17 protein-coding genes are annotated in these 14,786 nt (G+C 74.2%); 7 read left to right on the forward strand and 10 right to left on the reverse strand.

The window, feature by feature from the left end:
• The first annotated feature begins 88 nt into the window (after positions 1–88).
• The 5 genes from E2B92_RS05075 (at position 89) to E2B92_RS05095 (ending at position 4,891) form a co-directional block, all read left to right on the forward strand.
• Positions 89–1,063 carry a DEDDh family exonuclease gene (locus tag E2B92_RS05075; RefSeq protein WP_126885519.1) on the forward strand — a complete coding sequence of 325 codons (975 nt, stop codon included), beginning with the start codon at positions 89–91 and terminating at the stop codon, positions 1,061–1,063.
• A gap of 65 nt (positions 1,064–1,128) precedes the next feature.
• On the forward strand, positions 1,129–1,365 hold the full coding sequence (locus E2B92_RS05080; RefSeq protein WP_064071372.1) for a hypothetical protein: 237 nt from the start codon (positions 1,129–1,131) through the stop codon (positions 1,363–1,365).
• Positions 1,366–1,424: 59 nt separating this feature from the next.
• Positions 1,425–2,228 (forward strand): SURF1 family cytochrome oxidase biogenesis protein, encoded by an 804-nt coding sequence (locus E2B92_RS05085; protein WP_126885518.1) that lies wholly within the window; start codon positions 1,425–1,427, stop codon positions 2,226–2,228.
• A 118-nt stretch (positions 2,229–2,346) separates the two neighbouring features.
• The gene (locus E2B92_RS05090; protein ID WP_126885517.1) at positions 2,347–4,131 is read left to right on the forward strand and encodes a glycoside hydrolase family 15 protein; all 1,785 of its coding nucleotides are present in this window, start codon (positions 2,347–2,349) and stop codon (positions 4,129–4,131) included.
• Positions 4,132–4,135: 4 nt separating this feature from the next.
• Positions 4,136–4,891 (forward strand): SDR family oxidoreductase, encoded by a 756-nt coding sequence (locus E2B92_RS05095; RefSeq protein ID WP_126885516.1) that lies wholly within the window; start codon positions 4,136–4,138, stop codon positions 4,889–4,891.
• A 9-nt stretch (positions 4,892–4,900) separates the two neighbouring features.
• Here the strand turns inward: E2B92_RS05095 and amaP are convergent, their stop codons facing one another.
• The 5 genes from amaP to E2B92_RS05120 are packed head-to-tail and all read right to left on the reverse strand — an operon-like array spanning position 4,901 to position 7,179.
• On the reverse strand, positions 4,901–5,464 hold the full coding sequence (gene amaP, locus E2B92_RS05100; RefSeq protein ID WP_126885515.1) for an alkaline shock response membrane anchor protein AmaP: 564 nt from the start codon (positions 5,462–5,464) through the stop codon (positions 4,901–4,903).
• A 6-nt stretch (positions 5,465–5,470) separates the two neighbouring features.
• Positions 5,471–6,085: a DUF6286 domain-containing protein gene (locus E2B92_RS05105; protein WP_126885514.1), complete on the reverse strand. Its 615-nt coding sequence runs from the start codon at positions 6,083–6,085 to the stop codon at positions 5,471–5,473.
• On the reverse strand, positions 6,082–6,483 hold the full coding sequence (locus tag E2B92_RS05110) for an Asp23/Gls24 family envelope stress response protein (RefSeq protein ID WP_126885513.1): 402 nt from the start codon (positions 6,481–6,483) through the stop codon (positions 6,082–6,084). The genes E2B92_RS05105 and E2B92_RS05110 overlap by 4 nt, the downstream gene beginning before the upstream one ends.
• On the reverse strand, positions 6,458–6,649 hold the full coding sequence (locus E2B92_RS05115; RefSeq protein ID WP_126885512.1) for a hypothetical protein: 192 nt from the start codon (positions 6,647–6,649) through the stop codon (positions 6,458–6,460). The genes E2B92_RS05110 and E2B92_RS05115 overlap by 26 nt, the downstream gene beginning before the upstream one ends.
• Before the next feature lie 20 nt (positions 6,650–6,669).
• Positions 6,670–7,179 (reverse strand): Asp23/Gls24 family envelope stress response protein, encoded by a 510-nt coding sequence (locus tag E2B92_RS05120; protein WP_399431608.1) that lies wholly within the window; start codon positions 7,177–7,179, stop codon positions 6,670–6,672.
• A gap of 90 nt (positions 7,180–7,269) precedes the next feature.
• Between E2B92_RS05120 and E2B92_RS05125 the strand changes: the two genes are divergently transcribed.
• Positions 7,270–8,031, forward strand: coding sequence for a hypothetical protein (locus E2B92_RS05125; protein ID WP_126885510.1), 762 nt, complete (start codon positions 7,270–7,272; stop codon positions 8,029–8,031).
• Here the strand turns inward: E2B92_RS05125 and E2B92_RS05130 are convergent.
• The 3 genes from E2B92_RS05130 to E2B92_RS05140 all read right to left on the reverse strand — a co-directional run bounded on the left by E2B92_RS05130 (position 7,989) and on the right by E2B92_RS05140 (position 11,120).
• Positions 7,989–8,789: an enoyl-CoA hydratase/isomerase family protein gene (locus E2B92_RS05130; protein WP_126885538.1), complete on the reverse strand. Its 801-nt coding sequence runs from the start codon at positions 8,787–8,789 to the stop codon at positions 7,989–7,991. The genes E2B92_RS05125 and E2B92_RS05130 overlap by 43 nt on opposite strands.
• Before the next feature lie 145 nt (positions 8,790–8,934).
• On the reverse strand, positions 8,935–9,156 hold the full coding sequence (locus tag E2B92_RS05135; protein WP_006123601.1) for a helix-turn-helix domain-containing protein: 222 nt from the start codon (positions 9,154–9,156) through the stop codon (positions 8,935–8,937).
• Positions 9,157–9,521: 365 nt separating this feature from the next.
• Entirely contained in the window at positions 9,522–11,120 is a 1,599-nt protein-coding gene (locus tag E2B92_RS05140) for an ABC-F family ATP-binding cassette domain-containing protein (protein ID WP_126885509.1), read from the reverse strand.
• Positions 11,121–11,560: 440 nt separating this feature from the next.
• Here E2B92_RS05140 and E2B92_RS05145 point away from each other — a divergent pair, with 440 nt between their 5' ends.
• A complete protein-coding gene (locus E2B92_RS05145; protein WP_126885508.1) occupies positions 11,561–11,962 on the forward strand; it encodes a VOC family protein in 402 nt (133 codons plus the stop codon).
• Positions 11,963–11,967: 5 nt separating this feature from the next.
• On the opposite strand, the gene E2B92_RS05150 is transcribed toward E2B92_RS05145, so the two are convergent.
• Both E2B92_RS05150 and E2B92_RS05155 read right to left on the reverse strand, forming a co-directional pair.
• On the reverse strand, positions 11,968–13,254 hold the full coding sequence (locus tag E2B92_RS05150) for a hypothetical protein (protein WP_126885507.1): 1,287 nt from the start codon (positions 13,252–13,254) through the stop codon (positions 11,968–11,970).
• A 202-nt stretch (positions 13,255–13,456) separates the two neighbouring features.
• Entirely contained in the window at positions 13,457–14,584 is a 1,128-nt protein-coding gene (locus tag E2B92_RS05155) for an alpha/beta hydrolase (protein ID WP_126887085.1), read from the reverse strand.
• Positions 14,585–14,786 lie beyond the last annotated feature (202 nt).

Genomic DNA, 14,786 nt, shown 5'->3' on the forward strand with positions numbered 1-14,786 from the left:
GCACCGCGTCACGGGTCCGGGACGTCAACGCGGCGCACCCTCGGGGCATGCCCGGCGGCGCCGCTGTCAGTGGCGGCCTCTATTCTCAGTGACCATGCTCGACGACCGTACGACAGCAGCACCGTGGCCGACCGCCTACCCGACACAGGGGTACGCGGTCGTCGACGTGGAGACCACCGGCCTCGCCCGCGACGACCGGATAGTGTCCGCTGCCGTCTACCGGCTGGACGCGCAGGGCGAGGTGGAGGACCACTGGTACACGCTGGTCAACCCCGAGCGCGACCCGGGGCCGGTGTGGATCCACGGTCTGACGAGCGACGTGCTGGAGGGCGCGCCGCTCTTCCCCGAGGTGGCGGCGGAGTTCTCCGCCCGGCTCGACGGCCGGGTGCTCGTCGCGCACAACGCCATGTTCGACTGGTCGATGATCGCCCGCGAGTACGCACGGGCGGAGCGGACGGCCCCGGTGCGGCAGCGGCTGTGCACCATCGCCCTCTCCAAGGAGCTGGGGCTGCCGCTGTCCAACTTCAAGCTGGAGACCCTGGCCGCGCACTTCGGTGTCGTGCAGCGGCACGCGCACAACGCGCTGGACGACGCGCGCGTGCTGGCCGAGGCGTTCCGCCCGAGTCTGCACGCGGCGGCCGAGCGCGGCGTACGGCTGCCGCTGCTGGAGTGCCGGCCGCTCACCGAGTGGGCGTCGGCGCCGATGGGCCGCATCGGGCAGCAGGCGTCGTACCGCTCGGGCGGCTGGCGGCCGTCCCGCAAGCGGCCGGCCTGTCCGCACCCGAACCCGGGGCGGTACGAAGCGGACAAACCACTCAAGCAGGGCATGCGGGTGGCTTTTTCGGGCGACACCTCCATCGACCGCGAGCTGCTGGAGGACCGGGCCGTCGAAGCGGGCCTCCATGTGGCGACGAGCGTGTCGCGGCTGACCAGCCTGCTCGTGACGAACGACCCGGACGCCGCGACCTCCAAGACGGTCAAGGCCAAGTCCTTCGGCACGCCGATCGTCGACGAGGCGGCCTTCACCCAGTTGCTGCGTGACGTGGCCCCGGCAGACGAATAGGCAGACGGGTGACCGCCGGGCGTTTCGCCGCCCCCTGCGGCGCGCCGGACCGCACCCTGTGGCGCATGGCACGTTGTGAGGTCTGCGGAAACGATTACGGCATGTCCTTCGAGGTGCACGCGCAAGGCGCCGTGCACGTCTTCGACTGCTTCGCCTGCGCCATCCACCGCATGGCGCCCATCTGCGAGCACTGCCGGGTCCAGATCATCGGCCAGGGCGTCGAGGCCGACGGCCAGTGGTTCTGCGGGGCGCACTGCGCCCGCGCGGAGAAGGGTCAGGTGGGCATCGTCGACAAGGTGTGACCGGCACGGGACGGGACCCCCCATCGGGGTCCCCGACCGCAACAGGTACGGTCGAAGCCGTGTACCGCTTCCTGTTGTCCCGGCAGTGGGTGATCCTCACCCTGATCGCCCTCGTCCTCATCCCCGTGATGGTCGAGCTGGGCTTCTGGCAGTTCCACCGCCATGAGCGCCGGGTCACGCAGAACGCGCTGATCGAGGACAACCTGAAGGCCGAGCCCGTCCCCGTGACGGAGCTCACCTCCCCCGGCCACACCGTCCCCCGCGCCGACTACTGGCGCCGCGTCACCGCCACCGGCACCTTCGACACGGGCGACGAGGTCGTCGTACGCCGCCGGACCAACGCCGACGACAAGGTCGGCTTCCTCGTCCTGACCCCCCTGGTCCTCACCGACGGCCGCGTCGTGCTGGTGAACCGGGGATGGATCCCCGCCGCCGCCGACCAGATGTCCTTCCCCGAGGTGCCGCCCGCCCCCAGGGGCGAGGTGACCGTCACCGGCCGCCTGAAGGCCGACGAGACGACCGGCGCCAGCGGCATCAAGGACCTCAGCGGGCTGCCGGCCCGCCAGGTCATGCTGATCAACAGCGAGCAGCAGGCCGAGCGCCTCGGTCGCGAGGTGCTCGGCGGCTACCTGGAGCAGACCGAGCCGGCCCCGGCCGGGGACACCCCGGAGCTCATCCCCGAGCCCGACCACGACTCCATCGGCGCGCACATGGCGTACGCCGTGCAGTGGTGGCTGTTCGCGGCGGGCGTGCCGGTCGGCTGGGTGGTGCTGGTACGCCGCGAGAGGCGCGACCGCGAGGCGGCGGCCGAAGGCACCGCGACGCCCGGCGACGCCGAACCGGCCGCGCACGCCACCGCGTAGGCGTTCCGCAGCGGCGCCGCCGCCTTCGGCCACCGTCCCGCACCGGCGCCCCGACCGGCGTACCGGACCGGCGAAGGGTCCTGCTTAGCCGTCCGTTCGTGCGGGAAGACGCCTGAGCGTGACGCAACGCATCGAGGACTACGCGCTCATCGGCGATCTCCAGACCGCTGCCCTGGTGGGGAGGGACGGTTCGATCGACTGGCTGTGCCTGCCGAGGTTCGACTCGGCGGCCTGCTTCGCCTCGCTGCTCGGCGACGAGAACAACGGCCACTGGCGGCTCGCCCCCAAGGACGCGCACACCTGCACGCGGCGGCGTTACGTCGGCGACTCCCTGGTCCTGGAGTCCCTCTGGGAGACCCGTACCGGCACGGTCAAGGTGCTGGACTTCATGCCGCAGCGCGACGAGGCGCCCGATGTCGTACGCATCGTGGAGGGTGTCAGCGGCACGGTCGAGATGGCGGCGGTGCTGCGCCTGCGCTTCGACTACGGGTCCGCCGTGCCGTGGGTGCGCCGGACGGACGGCCACCGGGTCGCGATCGCCGGCCCGGACTCCATATGGCTGCGCAGCGAGCCCGAGGTGAAGACGTGGGGTCAGCAGTTCAGCACCTGCTCGTCGTTCACGGTCGGCGCGGGAGAGAAGGTGGCCTTCGTCCTGACCTGGCACCCCTCGCACCGGCCCCGCCCGCCGCTGATCGACCCCTTCGAGGCGCTGGAGCACACGCTGGAGGACTGGGAGTCCTGGGCCGCGCAGTGCACCTACGAAGGGCCGTACCGCGAGGCCGTGATGCGCTCGCTGATCACCCTGAAGGCGCTGACGTACGCCCCGACGGGCGGCATCGTCGCCGCGCCCACGACCTCGCTGCCCGAGGACATCGGGGGCGTGCGCAACTGGGACTACCGCTACTGCTGGCTGCGCGACGCGACGCTCACGCTCGGCGCGCTGCTGTCGGCGGGCTACCTGGACGAGGCGGCGGCGTGGCGGGACTGGCTGCTGCGGGCGGTGGCCGGTGACCCGGCGGACCTCCAGATCATGTACGGGCTCGCGGGCGAGCGCCGGCTGCCGGAGACGGAGCTGCCGTGGCTGCGCGGGTACGCGGGGTCGGCGCCGGTCCGCACCGGCAACGCCGCCGTGCGCCAGCTCCAGCTCGACGTGTACGGCGAGGTCATCGACTCCCTCTACCTGGCGCGCGAGGCGGGGCTGGCCCCGCAGACGCACGCCTGGAACCTCCAGCTCAGCCTGCTGGGCTTCCTGGAGTCGACCTGGCGGCAGCCCGACGAGGGGCTGTGGGAGGTGCGCGGGCCGCGCCGCCACTTCACGCACTCCAAGGTCATGGCGTGGGTCGCCGCCGACCGCGCGGTGCGCACCCTGGAGAAGGACCCGTCGCTGCGCGGCGACGTGAGCCGGTGGCGGGCGATGCGCGACGAGGTGCACAGGGAGGTGTGCGAGAAGGCGTACGACCCGGAGCGCAACACCTTCACGCAGTCGTACGGCTCCCGGGAACTGGACGCGGCGACGCTCCTGATCCCCCGGGTCGGGTTCCTGCCGCCGGACGATCCGCGCGTGGTGGGCACGGTGGACGCGGTGCGGGCGGAGCTGAGCCATGACGGTTTCATCCTGCGGTACAGCACCGAGGGCGTACCCGTCGACGGACTGCCGGGCGACGAAGGGACCTTCCTCGTCTGCTCGTTCTGGATGGCGGACGCGCTGCGCATGACGGGCCGGACGAAGGAGGCGCGGGAGCTGTTCGAACGGCTGCTGTCGCTCCGCAACGACGTGGGGCTGCTCGCCGAGGAGTACGACGCGACGGCGGGCCGGCAGCTCGGCAACTACCCCCAGGCGTTCAGTCACATCGGGCTCGTGGGGACGGCCCTCGCGCTGGCGCGCGAGGAGGCGGCAGGATAGGTCCATGGATCTTGGACTGAAGGACCGTGTGTACGTCGTGACCGGCGCGTCCCGGGGACTGGGCAATGCCTCGGCGCGCGCCCTGGTGGCGGACGGCGCGAAGGTCGTCGTCTCCGCCCGGGACGAGAAGGCGGTGGCCGAGGCGGCGGCCGGGCTGGGCCCCTCCGCCGTGGGCGTCGCGGCGGACAACGCCGACCCGGCGGCCGCCGACCGGCTGATCGGTGCCGCCCGGACGCACTTCGGGCGCTTCGACGGCATCCTGATCAGCGTGGGCGGTCCGGCCCCGGGGTGGGGAGCGGACAACACGGACGAGCAGTGGCAGGCCGCCTTCGACGCGGTGTTCCTGGGCGCGGTGCGGATGGCCCGGGCGGCGGCGGCCGCGCTGCCGGAGGGCGGGGTGATCGGGTTCGTCCTGTCCGGTTCGGTGCACGAGCCGATCCCGGGCCTCACCATCTCCAACGGCCTGCGCCCCGGGCTGGCGGGCTTCGCCAAGTCGCTCGCCAACGACCTGGGCCCGAGCGGCGTCCGCGTGGTCGGTCTGCTCCCCGGCCGCATCGACACCGACCGCGTACGCGAGCTGGACGCCCTGTCCGGGGACGCCTCGGCGGCACGCGCGGCCTCCGAGTCCCGCATCCCGCTGCGCCGGTACGGCACCCCGGAGGAGTTCGGCACCACGGCGGCGTTCCTGCTGTCCCCGGCGGCCTCCTACCTGACGGGCGTGATGGTCCCCGTCGACGGAGGCGCGCTCCACGGCTTCTGAGGCGGCCGGTCAGGTGACGCGGCGCGTGCGGTGACGGGCGGCGCGCAGGTGGGCCTCGGCGGGGAGCCGGTCGAGGCCCGCCGACTCGCGGGCGTGCGCGAGCGCGCCGTCCCGCAGGCGCGCCAGGGTGCCGGCCGGTGAGGCGTGCGGCTCCAGCAGCAGCGACACCCGCGCCGAGGGCGCCGTGCGCCGGCCGGTCAGCCGGACACGGGCGGCCGACACGCCGTCCATGGCCTCGGCCTCCGACGCCGCGGCGTCCTCCAGGGCCCGGCCGCGCAGCACCGCGCTCTCCCCGTCCCGGCTGTCGACGAGCACGTCCGCCGGCCGGTGCCGCCGAAGCTGTGCCAGCAGCCACCACAGCGCCAGCAGCACCAGCGCAGCGAGGACCGCGATGACGGCCGGCCACGCCCAGGCCCGCCGCGTCGACCCCTTCAGCAGCACGGAGTCCGGGCCCCGCCAGGGCCACCACGACGGCACGCCCAGGTCCAGGCCGGCCGCCAGCACCGCGCCGCCCGCGCACACCAGCACCGCTCCGGCCAGGGCCAGCAGCACCCGGTTGACGGTCCGCAGCATGTCCGCTCACCCCTTCCGCGCGGGTTTCCGGACGTGCACGGACACGTCCGGCGGCCGCGCCAGGCCCAGTTCCTCCACCGCGGCACGCAGCGCGGTGTCCAGATCGGTGCGTACGTCGTCGAGCTCGCGGAAGTGGGACACGGCCCGTACCAGGGCCTTGCGCCGCCGCGCCCGTACCCGTACGGACTGCACCCCCGCCACCGCCGTCGCCCGCTCGCGCAGCACGGCCTCGACCGCGTCGCGCCGCAGACCGGCCCGCAGCGGACCGTCGCCCCGCCGCATCGGCAGGACGGCGCGCAGCCCGGGCGTGCAGGCCAGCACCAGCAGCCACAGGCCCAGAACGAGGGCCCCGGCCGCGCCGGCGAGCACCGCCACGTCGTCCAGCGGCCGGGTGGCCAGGTCGTCGGCGAGGACGCGGCGCCAGCGCATGCCGGGCCGCCCGGCCTCCACCGCGGCGACGTCGTACAGCAGCAGGCCCGCGGCCCCGAGTACGAGGAGCGCGAGCAGCGCGGCCGGGACGCGCCGTACGGACCAGAAGCGGTGGGCTCTGCCGCCCGCCCCGCCCTCCAGTACGGGCACGGGCGCCCCGGCGGCCGGCTCGGTGGGCGCTGTCGTGCTCATCGGACCCTCCCGCGGCCCTTGTCCCGCGTGTACGGGGAGTGCAGCCGCTCCACCTGGACCGCCACCTCCGGCACCTCCATGCCCGCCAGCGTCCGTACGCGCCGGATCACCTGACGGCGCACGGCGCCGCACTGGGCACCGATGTCACAGGGGTAGCGCAGCTCCAGACTGATCCGGATCCGTGCGGCGTCCCGGTGGACGACCACCGCCGCGTGCGGTGGCCGGCCGGCCGGCCCGGACCCCGGCGCCTCCTCCGGTTCCTCCGGTGCGGCCTTGAGCGCCTCGCGGGCCGCGCGCGCGGCGATCTTCGCCACGACACGGTCGGCGATGGTGGTCGCGCCCCGTTCCGCCGCCTCAACCCCCGTCACCGCGTCACCGCCGCCGGTCGTCGCGGTCACGGCCCCGGAACAGGTCGCCGGGCTCCAGGTCCCCGTCGAGGAACCGCCCCACCACGAACCCGACCGCTCCCAACGCGGCCACCAGTACAAACGCCCCGAAGCCGCCGAAGTATCCGGCGAAGCCGAGCGCCATTCCGGCCACCAGGCCGACCATCGCCATGCTCATCGTGCGCTCCTTGCGGCTGGCTACTGGAGCCGTGACTCCGGCTCTTCGTCCTCTTCCTCGGGCAGCTTCACATCGCTCACCGCAATGTTGACCTCGACGACCTCCAGGCCGGTCATCCGCTCCACCGCCGAGATCACGTTCTCCCGCACGGCGCGTGCGACATCGCGGATGGAGACGCCGTACTCGACGACGATCTCCAGGTCCAGCGCCGTCTGCACCTCTCCGACCTCGGCCTTCACACCGCGCGTGACGCTGGGCCTGCCGCCGGGGACCCGGTCGCGCACCGCGCCGAAGGTGCGGGAGATGCCGCTGCCCATCGCGTGAACACCGACGACGTCCCGGGCCGCGAGCCCGGCGATCTTCTCCACGACCCCGTCGGCGATGGTGGTGCGCCCGCGGGACGCCGGGTCGCCGCCGGCGCCGCTCCGCTTGGCCATGGAGGTCCGCCTGGTCTCCTCGGCGGCCGGTTCCCTCACCCGCGCGGCCTTCGCCGCCTGGGCGGACTGAGCGGACTGCGACTCGTCGGTCATCACCGTCATCCCTTCGGGAGTTTTGCCCTCCTTTGCACACATTAAGGGTGGTTGCCCGATCTCGCGCCGGGGATGCGGCAGGCTGGAGCAATGACGACGGCTGACGGATGGGTGAGCGCGGTACGCAGCAGGGTCGGCCTGGGACGGCTGCTTCCGCTGGGTGGCCCGGAGGACGGTGCCTGGGTGGCGGAGCGCGCCGCGGACGCGGTGCTGCGCGGGGCGGCACGGAAGGTGCCGGGGGTGGAGCCGGGCCGGCTCCGGATCGCCCTCGCGGAGGCGGGCCCACCGGCCGCGCCCGTGTTCCCGCCCCCGCCGGGTTCGCTGCCGCCCGGCCCGCTGCGCATCGAGGCGGACTTCGCCGCCGGTCCCGGCGTACCGCTGCCCGACCTGGCGGAGCGGCTGCGTGCCGCGCTGCACACGGCGGCGGAGGTACGGCTCGGGCTGGCCGTGGCGGAGGTGGACCTGCGGGTGACGGCGCTCCTGGACGCGCCGCCCACCGCGCCTCCGGCACGGGCGCACGCCCCGGCCACGGACACCCCGGCGCCACAGACCCCGGGGGCGGACGTGCGGGCGGCGGAGGACCCGGCGGCCGCCGTCGCGGCGGCGGTCACGGGCGTGGCCCGGCTGACGACGGCCCTCGGGCACTCCGTCCACCGGGCCGCCGACCACCTGCGCGTCGAACTGGCGACGGCCCCGGACCACCGTGCGCTGGACGTGGCACGGGCGGTACGCGGGGCCGTCGGCGGCGAACTGCCCGTGACCGTGGTGGTCACGGACGTCGCGCCCGAGGATCGGTCGGGTCGGACGGGTCAGTCGGAGAGCCCGGCGAGGTCGCGCAGGCGGCGCGCCTGAGCGGCACGCTCGGCCGTCCGCTGCTCCTCGTACGTCCGCTCCCCCGCGCCGCGCAGCAGCGCCTTGGTCTCGACGACCGCGTCACGCGGCGCCGCGAGCAGGGCGCCCGCCAGGTCGCGTACGGCGGCGTCGAGGTCGTCGGCGGGCACGACGAGGTTGGCCAGCCCGATGCGCTCGGCCTCGGCGGCGTGGACGAACCGCCCGGTCGCGCAGATCTCCAGCGCGCGGGCATAGCCGACCGCCGTGACGAGGGGGTGCGTGCCGGTCAGGTCGGGGACGAGGCCCAGGCTGGTCTCGCGCATGGCGAACTGGACGTCCTCGCCCACCACCCGCAGGTCGCACGCGAGAGCGAGCTGGAAGCCGGCCCCGATCGCGTGACCCCGGACGGCCGCGATCGACACGATGTCGTTACGGCGCCACCAGGTGAACGCCTCCTGGTACTCGGCGATGACCGCGTCGAGTTCGGCGTCGGAGCCCCGTGCCAGATCCAGGAACGACGGCTCGCCGTCGAAGCCCTCCGGCGTGAACGCCTGCCGGTCGAGTCCGGCGGAGAAGGACTTGCCCTCACCGCGCAGCACCACGACCCGCACGCTGCCCGGCAGCGACCGTCCGGCCTCCGCCAACGCCCGCCACAGAGCGGGAGACTGGGCGTTGCGCTTGGCCGGGTTGGTCAGGGTCACCGTGGCAACGGCGTCTTCGACGGTGAGCCGTACGCCGTCCTTGTCAAGCACTTCGAGGACTGGGTCGAGCGAGGTCATGGGGCGCCTCCGGGTCCGGTGCAGCAGTGCAGCCATCAAGTGACTGCACAGTAACCACCCGGCCGACACTGCGATCGACCGGGTGGCCCTGCCGGAACCGGTGGGGCCGGACGAGCCGCGCTCGGAATGTCAGGTCACTGGGCCGTCAGGCCGAAGCGGCCTTCTTGCCTCGCGTCGCTCCGCCGCGTCCACGCAGCGTGACTCCGGACTCGCTCAGCATCCGGTGGACGAACCCATAGGATCGGCCGGTCTCCTCGGCCAATGCCCGGATGCTCGCACCGGAGTCGTACTTCTTCTTCAGGTCTGCCGCGAGCTTGTCGCGCGCGGCGCCGGTCACCCGGCTGCCCTTCTTCAGAGTCTCGGCCACCCGTGCCTCCTCATGGGAAGTGCGCTCTGGTCTTCTCATGATCACCCCTCGAGCGCCTCCTGGCCAGCCATTCGACAAGGTCTGTGCCGCGAGGTTTCACCACCGGGCGGCCACATTCCGGCCGACAGGTCCGGACCAGCGGCCGCCTCGGGGACGAAAGGCCAGGTCAGGGAGGTACGGCAACGGAAGGCGGGGCGTGTGGCCGGGACGGGAAATCCGCTCGGCGCCACGCCGCAGTACGAGACGTCCTCACTCAGATGATGGATCACGGGTAAGCCGAATGATCCATGGCGGGACGATCAGGGCCTCGCCGGCGGCGCTTCCGCCACGCCGTCGGGCCCTTCGGTGACGCCCGTGGCCCTTCGCTACGCCAGCGCGACGAGATCCGCGTAGTCCGCGCCCCACAGGTCCTCGACGCCGTCCGGCAGCAGGATGATCCGCTCCGGCTGGAGGGCGTCGACCGCGCCCTCGTCGTGGGTGACGAGGACGACGGCGCCCTTGTAGGTGCGCAGCGCGCCCAGGATCTCCTCGCGGCTGGCCGGGTCGAGGTTGTTCGTCGGCTCGTCGAGGAGCAGGACGTTGGCCGAGGAGACGACGAGGGTGGCCAGCGCCAGGCGGGTCTTCTCGCCGCCGGACAGGACGCCCGCCGGCTTGTCGACGTCGTCGCCGGAGAAGAGGAAGGAGCCGAGCGTCTTGCGGACCTCGACGAGGTCGAGGTCCGGCGCGGCGGAGCGCATGTTCTCCAGGACCGTGCGGTCCGGGTCGAGGGTCTCGTGCTCCTGGGCGTAGTAGCCGAGCTTGAGGCCGTGGCCCGGCGTCACCTGCCCGGTGTCGGGCGTCTCGACCCCGGCCAGCAGCCGCAGCAGCGTCGTCTTGCCCGCGCCGTTGAGGCCCAGGATGACGACCCGCGACCCCTTGTCGATGGCGAGGTCCACGTCGGTGAAGATCTCCAGCGACCCGTACGACTTGGACAGGCCCTCCGCCGTGAGCGGGGTCTTCCCGCACGGCGCCGGTTCCGGGAAGCGCAGCTTGGCGACCTTGTCGGCGGCGCGGACGTCCTCGAGGCCGGACAGCAGCCGCTCGGCGCGGCGCGCCATGTTCTGCGCGGCGACGGTCTTGGTGGCCTTGGCGCGCATCTTGTCGGCCTGCGCGTTGAGGGCGGCTGCCTTCTTCTCGGCGTTGGCGCGCTCGCGCTTGCGGCGCTTCTCGTCGGCCTCGCGCTGCTGCTGGTAGAGCTTCCAGCCCATGTTGTAGATGTCGATCGCCGACCGGTTGGCGTCCAGGTAGAACACCTTGTTGACCACCGTCTCGACAAGGTCGACGTCGTGGGAGATGACGATGAAGCCACCGCGGTAGGTCTTGAGGTAGTCGCGCAGCCAGACGATGGAGTCGGCGTCGAGGTGGTTGGTCGGCTCGTCCAGGAGCAGGGTGTCGGCGTCCGAGAAGAGGATGCGGGCGAGCTCGACACGGCGGCGCTGACCGCCGGAGAGCGTGTGCAGCGGCTGGCCCAGGACGCGGTCGGGCAGGCCGAGGGCGTGGGCGATGGTGGCCGCCTCGGCCTCGGCGGCGTACCCGCCCTTGGTGAGGAACTCGGTCTCCTGGCGCTCGTACTGGCGCAGTGCCTTCTCGCGGGTGGCGCCCTGGCCGTTCGCGATGCGCTCCTCGTTCTGCCGCATCTTGCGCAGCAGGACGTCCAGGCCGCGGGCTGAGAGGATGCGGTCGCGGGCCAGGACGTCGAGGTCGCCGGTGCGGGGGTCCTGCGGGAGGTAGCCGACCTCACCGGAGCGGGTGATGGTGCCGCCCGCGGGGATGCCCTCGCCCGCGAGGCACTTGGTGAGGGTCGTCTTGCCGGCGCCGTTGCGGCCGACCAGGCCGACGCGGTCGCCCTTGGCGATGCGGAAGGAAGCGGACTCGATGAGAACGCGGGCGCCGGCGCGCAGCTCGATACCGGAAGCGGTGATCACGGACAGACTCCAGGGCGGTGGGGAAGACGGCGGAAGGACGGCGGGTGCGGTGGCTTCGACGCCGGTCTAATGCACGGGGAGAATGGCCATACGGGCCAGTCTAACGGGCGTGTGCAACTGCTTTTCGGCCATGCCGCGGCGGCGGGGAACGCGCGTGGGGGGCCGGCGTCCGCGGCTCGGTGGCCGCGCCGGCGCCCGCCGCGGAAGGCGCGGGACGTGCCCGGGCGGCCGTCCGCCGGGCGGGCGGCGCGGGGTGCTGCCGGGGGCGATGGCACCACGGAGCGGCGCGGTGGGGCGATATGGCCCGGCGCAACACCTTCCGGTGAGCCGGGGCCGCTCGGCGGGGCGTTGTCGGTGCCGGGTGCCAGACTGAGGAAAAGCTGAGATCCGGGTCACAGTCGCAAGGGTGAAGTCGAGCGCGGAATCGGAGCGTGATCAGCATGGCGAACGTACCGAGCATCTATCCGACGATCCTGTACGAGGACGCGAAGGCGGCCATCAGAACGCTGAAGGAAGCCTTCGGTTTCACCGAGGTGAGCGTGTACGAGGGCGAGGACGGCCGTGTCGTCCACTCCGAGCTGGCCCACGGCAGCGGCATGGTGATGCTGGGCAGCAAGGGTGGCGACGGCGTCTTCGCCAAGGCGATGGCGGGCGGGGGGCCGGTGGGGGTGTACGTGGTGGTGGAGGACGTGGACGCGCACCACGCCCGGGCGGTGGAGCACGGGGTGGAGGTGCTGATGCCGCCGACGGACCAGGAGTACGGGTCGCGGGACTACATGGCGCGCGACGCCGAGGGCAACGTCTGGAGCTTCGGGACGTACGCCCCCGGCGGCGCGGAGTAGGCCGGTCAGGCCCCGCCGGTGTGGACCTGGAAGGCCGCGCGGCGCATCGCCTTGGCGAGGGCGGGGTCGGGGTGCGCCGCGGCCAGGGCGACCAGGACCTGGACGGTGCGGGGGTGGCCGACCGCGCGGACCTCGTCGAGCAGCGCGGGCACCGTGCCCTGGACGGCGGACTCCAGGTGGCGGACCAGGAGGGCGCTCTCGCCGTGGTCGGCGACGGCCGCGGCGGTGTCCACCCAGAGCCAGGTGGCCTCCTCGCGGGTCAGGACGTCGGGGGCCTCGTCCGGGTCGGCGCCCTCGTACTCGGCGAGCCAGAGCAGGGCGTAGGGGCGGAGGCTGACCTCCGCGGCGGCGGCCCGCACCTCGGCCTCGGCCGGTGCGCCGACGACCCGGAGTGCCTCGAAGGCGAGGCCGCGCAGCAGGGCGTCCTCGCCCCGGGCGACGGCGAGCAGTTCGGTGACGGCACTGCCGACGGGGCGGGCGGCGAGCCACGCCCGGTACTCGACGCGGGCCGGACCGGGGGTGAGGCGGGCGCAGCCGCGCAGCATGTCCTCGGCGGACTGCTCGATGTGGCCCGCGGGGCTCTGGGCGGCGACGCAGATCTGCTCCAGCTTGACCCATACGGCCCAGTTGCCGAGCGGGGTGAGGGTCGCCTGGTTGTCGCCGAGGGTCAGCGCACCGACGGCCGCCAGGCCCTCCAGGGCCCAGTCGAGCAGCCGGGCGAGGGAGTCGGGGCCGGGCAGGGGCTGCGGCTGCGGGCCGTCGGGCACCTCGCAGCGCTCCTCGCGCAGTTCGGCGACGCGCTGCTGGAGCAGGTCGAGCAGGGCAGGGACGGGCACGGGACCGGCGGAGAGCTGGAGGAGGGAGAGCACCTGGGGGAAGGCTTCCACGACCTCGGCGACGGCGGCGGGGGCGACGTCGCCGGGTGCCGGGTGGACGAGCGACCAGGCGTCGAAGAGGGCGACCCAGCCGCGCAGTACGGCGGAATCGTCCCGGTCCCAGGCGCGCAGCCGCCAGCCGGGGCGGGCGGTGTCGCCGTGGAGTTCGACGAGGCCGGCCAGCCGGGCGCGGTCCCAGCCGGCCCGCACCTGGGCGGGCGTCAGGTCCAGGGCGGCGGCGGCCCGTTCGGTCGCGGAGGTGGCGTCGTGGTCGTGGTCGCGGTCGCGCTCGACGGCGGCCCAGCGCGCGATGCGCACGGCGTCGGCGAGCACCGCCCTCGCCTGTCGGGCCAGCTCGGCGGGCGGCGGTGTCCCCTCCGGCGGCCGTGGCACCGGCCGCGTGCGCCGGGTCGTCACGGCCCGTCGGGCCGTCGTCAGGGGCCGCGGACGGACGAGTCGGAGTCTGGAGTTGCGCGCCAGTTGCTCATCAGGCTTTCGAGACGTCACGGGGGCAGTCTTCCCGCTGACGCCCCGAAAGCCCAAACGGAATCCGATTCGCCGGGTTCGCACCCCGCACGGACGGGGCGGGGACGGGGTGGGAGGGGGCGGGGCCGGCGTATCAGACGAGGGCGGTGAGGAAGCGGCGGAGGGCCTCCTCGTAGCGGTCGGGGTCGGCGTTCCACATCGCGGCGTGCGGGGCGTTGGGGACGGTGTGGAGGGTGACCAGGTCCGCCCGGCGGGCGGCGAGCTCGCGGGAGCCCTGCCAGGGGGCCAGGTGGTCGTCGGGGCCGTGGAAGACCAGGGTCGGGACGCGCAGGCCCTGGGGGTCGGCCGCTTCGGCGAGCCGGTCGCCGTGCACACCCGTGCTGCCCCGGGCGGCTCGCACGGCGAGCGGGAGCAGCGGGGCGGGGACGCGGCGGGCGGTGGCCAGGGCCCGGAGCGTGGCTTCCCAGTCCAGGACGGGTGAGTCGAGGACGAGGCCGCCGATGCGGTCCCGGAGGCCGGAGTTGGCCGCGGCGTGCAGGGCCATGGCGGCGCCGGTGGACCAGCCGTGGAGGATCACACGTTCGGCGCCCTCGCGGACGGCGTGCCGGACGGCGGCGTCCAGGTCCCGCCACTCGGAGTCGCCGAGGTGGCCGAGCCCGCCCGGGAGGCGGGGCGCTCCGGGGTCGCCGCGGTAGGCGAGGTCGAGCACCGGGAGGCGCATGCGGTTGAGGAACCCCATCAGGTTCATGGGGTGCTCGCGTGTGGTGCCGATGCCGTGCACGGTGACGACCCAGGTGGAGCGGGCGGCGGGGACGAACCAGGCCGGCAGGGCGCCGAGTTCGCCGGGCACCTCCACGTCCTGGTACTCCAGACCGAGCGCGTCGGCAGGGGTGCCGGTGTGGAGCTGCGGGGTGAGCGTGACGCGGCTGCCCACCTCCAGGCGGCCGCTGACGACGCGTTCGAGGCGGCGTACGACCGTGTCGGCGGAGTGCGGCACGTCGTCCAGGACGGGGCCGACGACCGCGTGGACGTCGGGGCCGACGAGCCCGTAGATGCCGGGGCGTCCCGAGGCGAGGCCGCGGGTCAGGGCGACCTGCCCGGCGGCCGTGGCGTGCACGGTGAGCCGGGGCTCGCCGGGCAGGGGCCGGCCGGGCGGCACCTTGAGCGCGGCGCTGCTGGCGTACCGGCCGGCCGCGACCGTGGCCGCGCCGACACCGAACAGGGTGGTGACGGCCGCTGCCGTCGCTGTAGCCGGGCGCACCGTTCCAGTGTCGACGCGGGCGCCGCCGCCTGCCAGTGGGCACCCCCGGCGGAGTGTCGTCCCGCGGGAGCTGCGCGGCACGGCCGGGGGGGGTGCCCCCCGTGCGGGCCCGGCCGCCGGGGCCGTAGGACGCCCGCGTGCGACCCGCCTCCCGGGACCCCCGGGCGGGGCCTGCCGCCGGGCCTCCGCGACCCGCCCCCGG

Origin of the sequence: Streptomyces sp. WAC05374 (assembly GCF_004353505.1) — a bacterium.
In the GTDB taxonomy this organism is placed as follows: Bacteria; Actinomycetota; Actinomycetes; order Streptomycetales; family Streptomycetaceae; genus Streptomyces.

Bases quoted from the DNA above. Each gene is read 5' to 3' on its own strand.
- E2B92_RS05080 (WP_064071372.1), top strand. From the start codon at position 1,129: ATGGCACGTTGTGAGGTCTGCGGAAACGATTACGGCATGTCCTTCGAG.
- E2B92_RS05095 (WP_126885516.1), top strand. From the start codon at position 4,136: ATGGATCTTGGACTGAAGGACCGTGTGTACGTCGTGACCGGCGCGTCC.
- amaP (WP_126885515.1), bottom strand. From the start codon at position 5,464: ATGCTGCGGACCGTCAACCGGGTGCTGCTGGCCCTGGCCGGAGCGGTG.
- E2B92_RS05105 (WP_126885514.1), bottom strand. From the start codon at position 6,085: ATGAGCACGACAGCGCCCACCGAGCCGGCCGCCGGGGCGCCCGTGCCC.
- E2B92_RS05115 (WP_126885512.1), bottom strand. From the start codon at position 6,649: ATGAGCATGGCGATGGTCGGCCTGGTGGCCGGAATGGCGCTCGGCTTC.
- E2B92_RS05120 (WP_399431608.1), bottom strand. From the start codon at position 7,179: ATGACCGACGAGTCGCAGTCCGCTCAGTCCGCCCAGGCGGCGAAGGCC.
- E2B92_RS05125 (WP_126885510.1), top strand. From the start codon at position 7,270: ATGACGACGGCTGACGGATGGGTGAGCGCGGTACGCAGCAGGGTCGGC.
- E2B92_RS05130 (WP_126885538.1), bottom strand. From the start codon at position 8,789: ATGACCTCGCTCGACCCAGTCCTCGAAGTGCTTGACAAGGACGGCGTA.
- E2B92_RS05145 (WP_126885508.1), top strand. From the start codon at position 11,561: ATGGCGAACGTACCGAGCATCTATCCGACGATCCTGTACGAGGACGCG.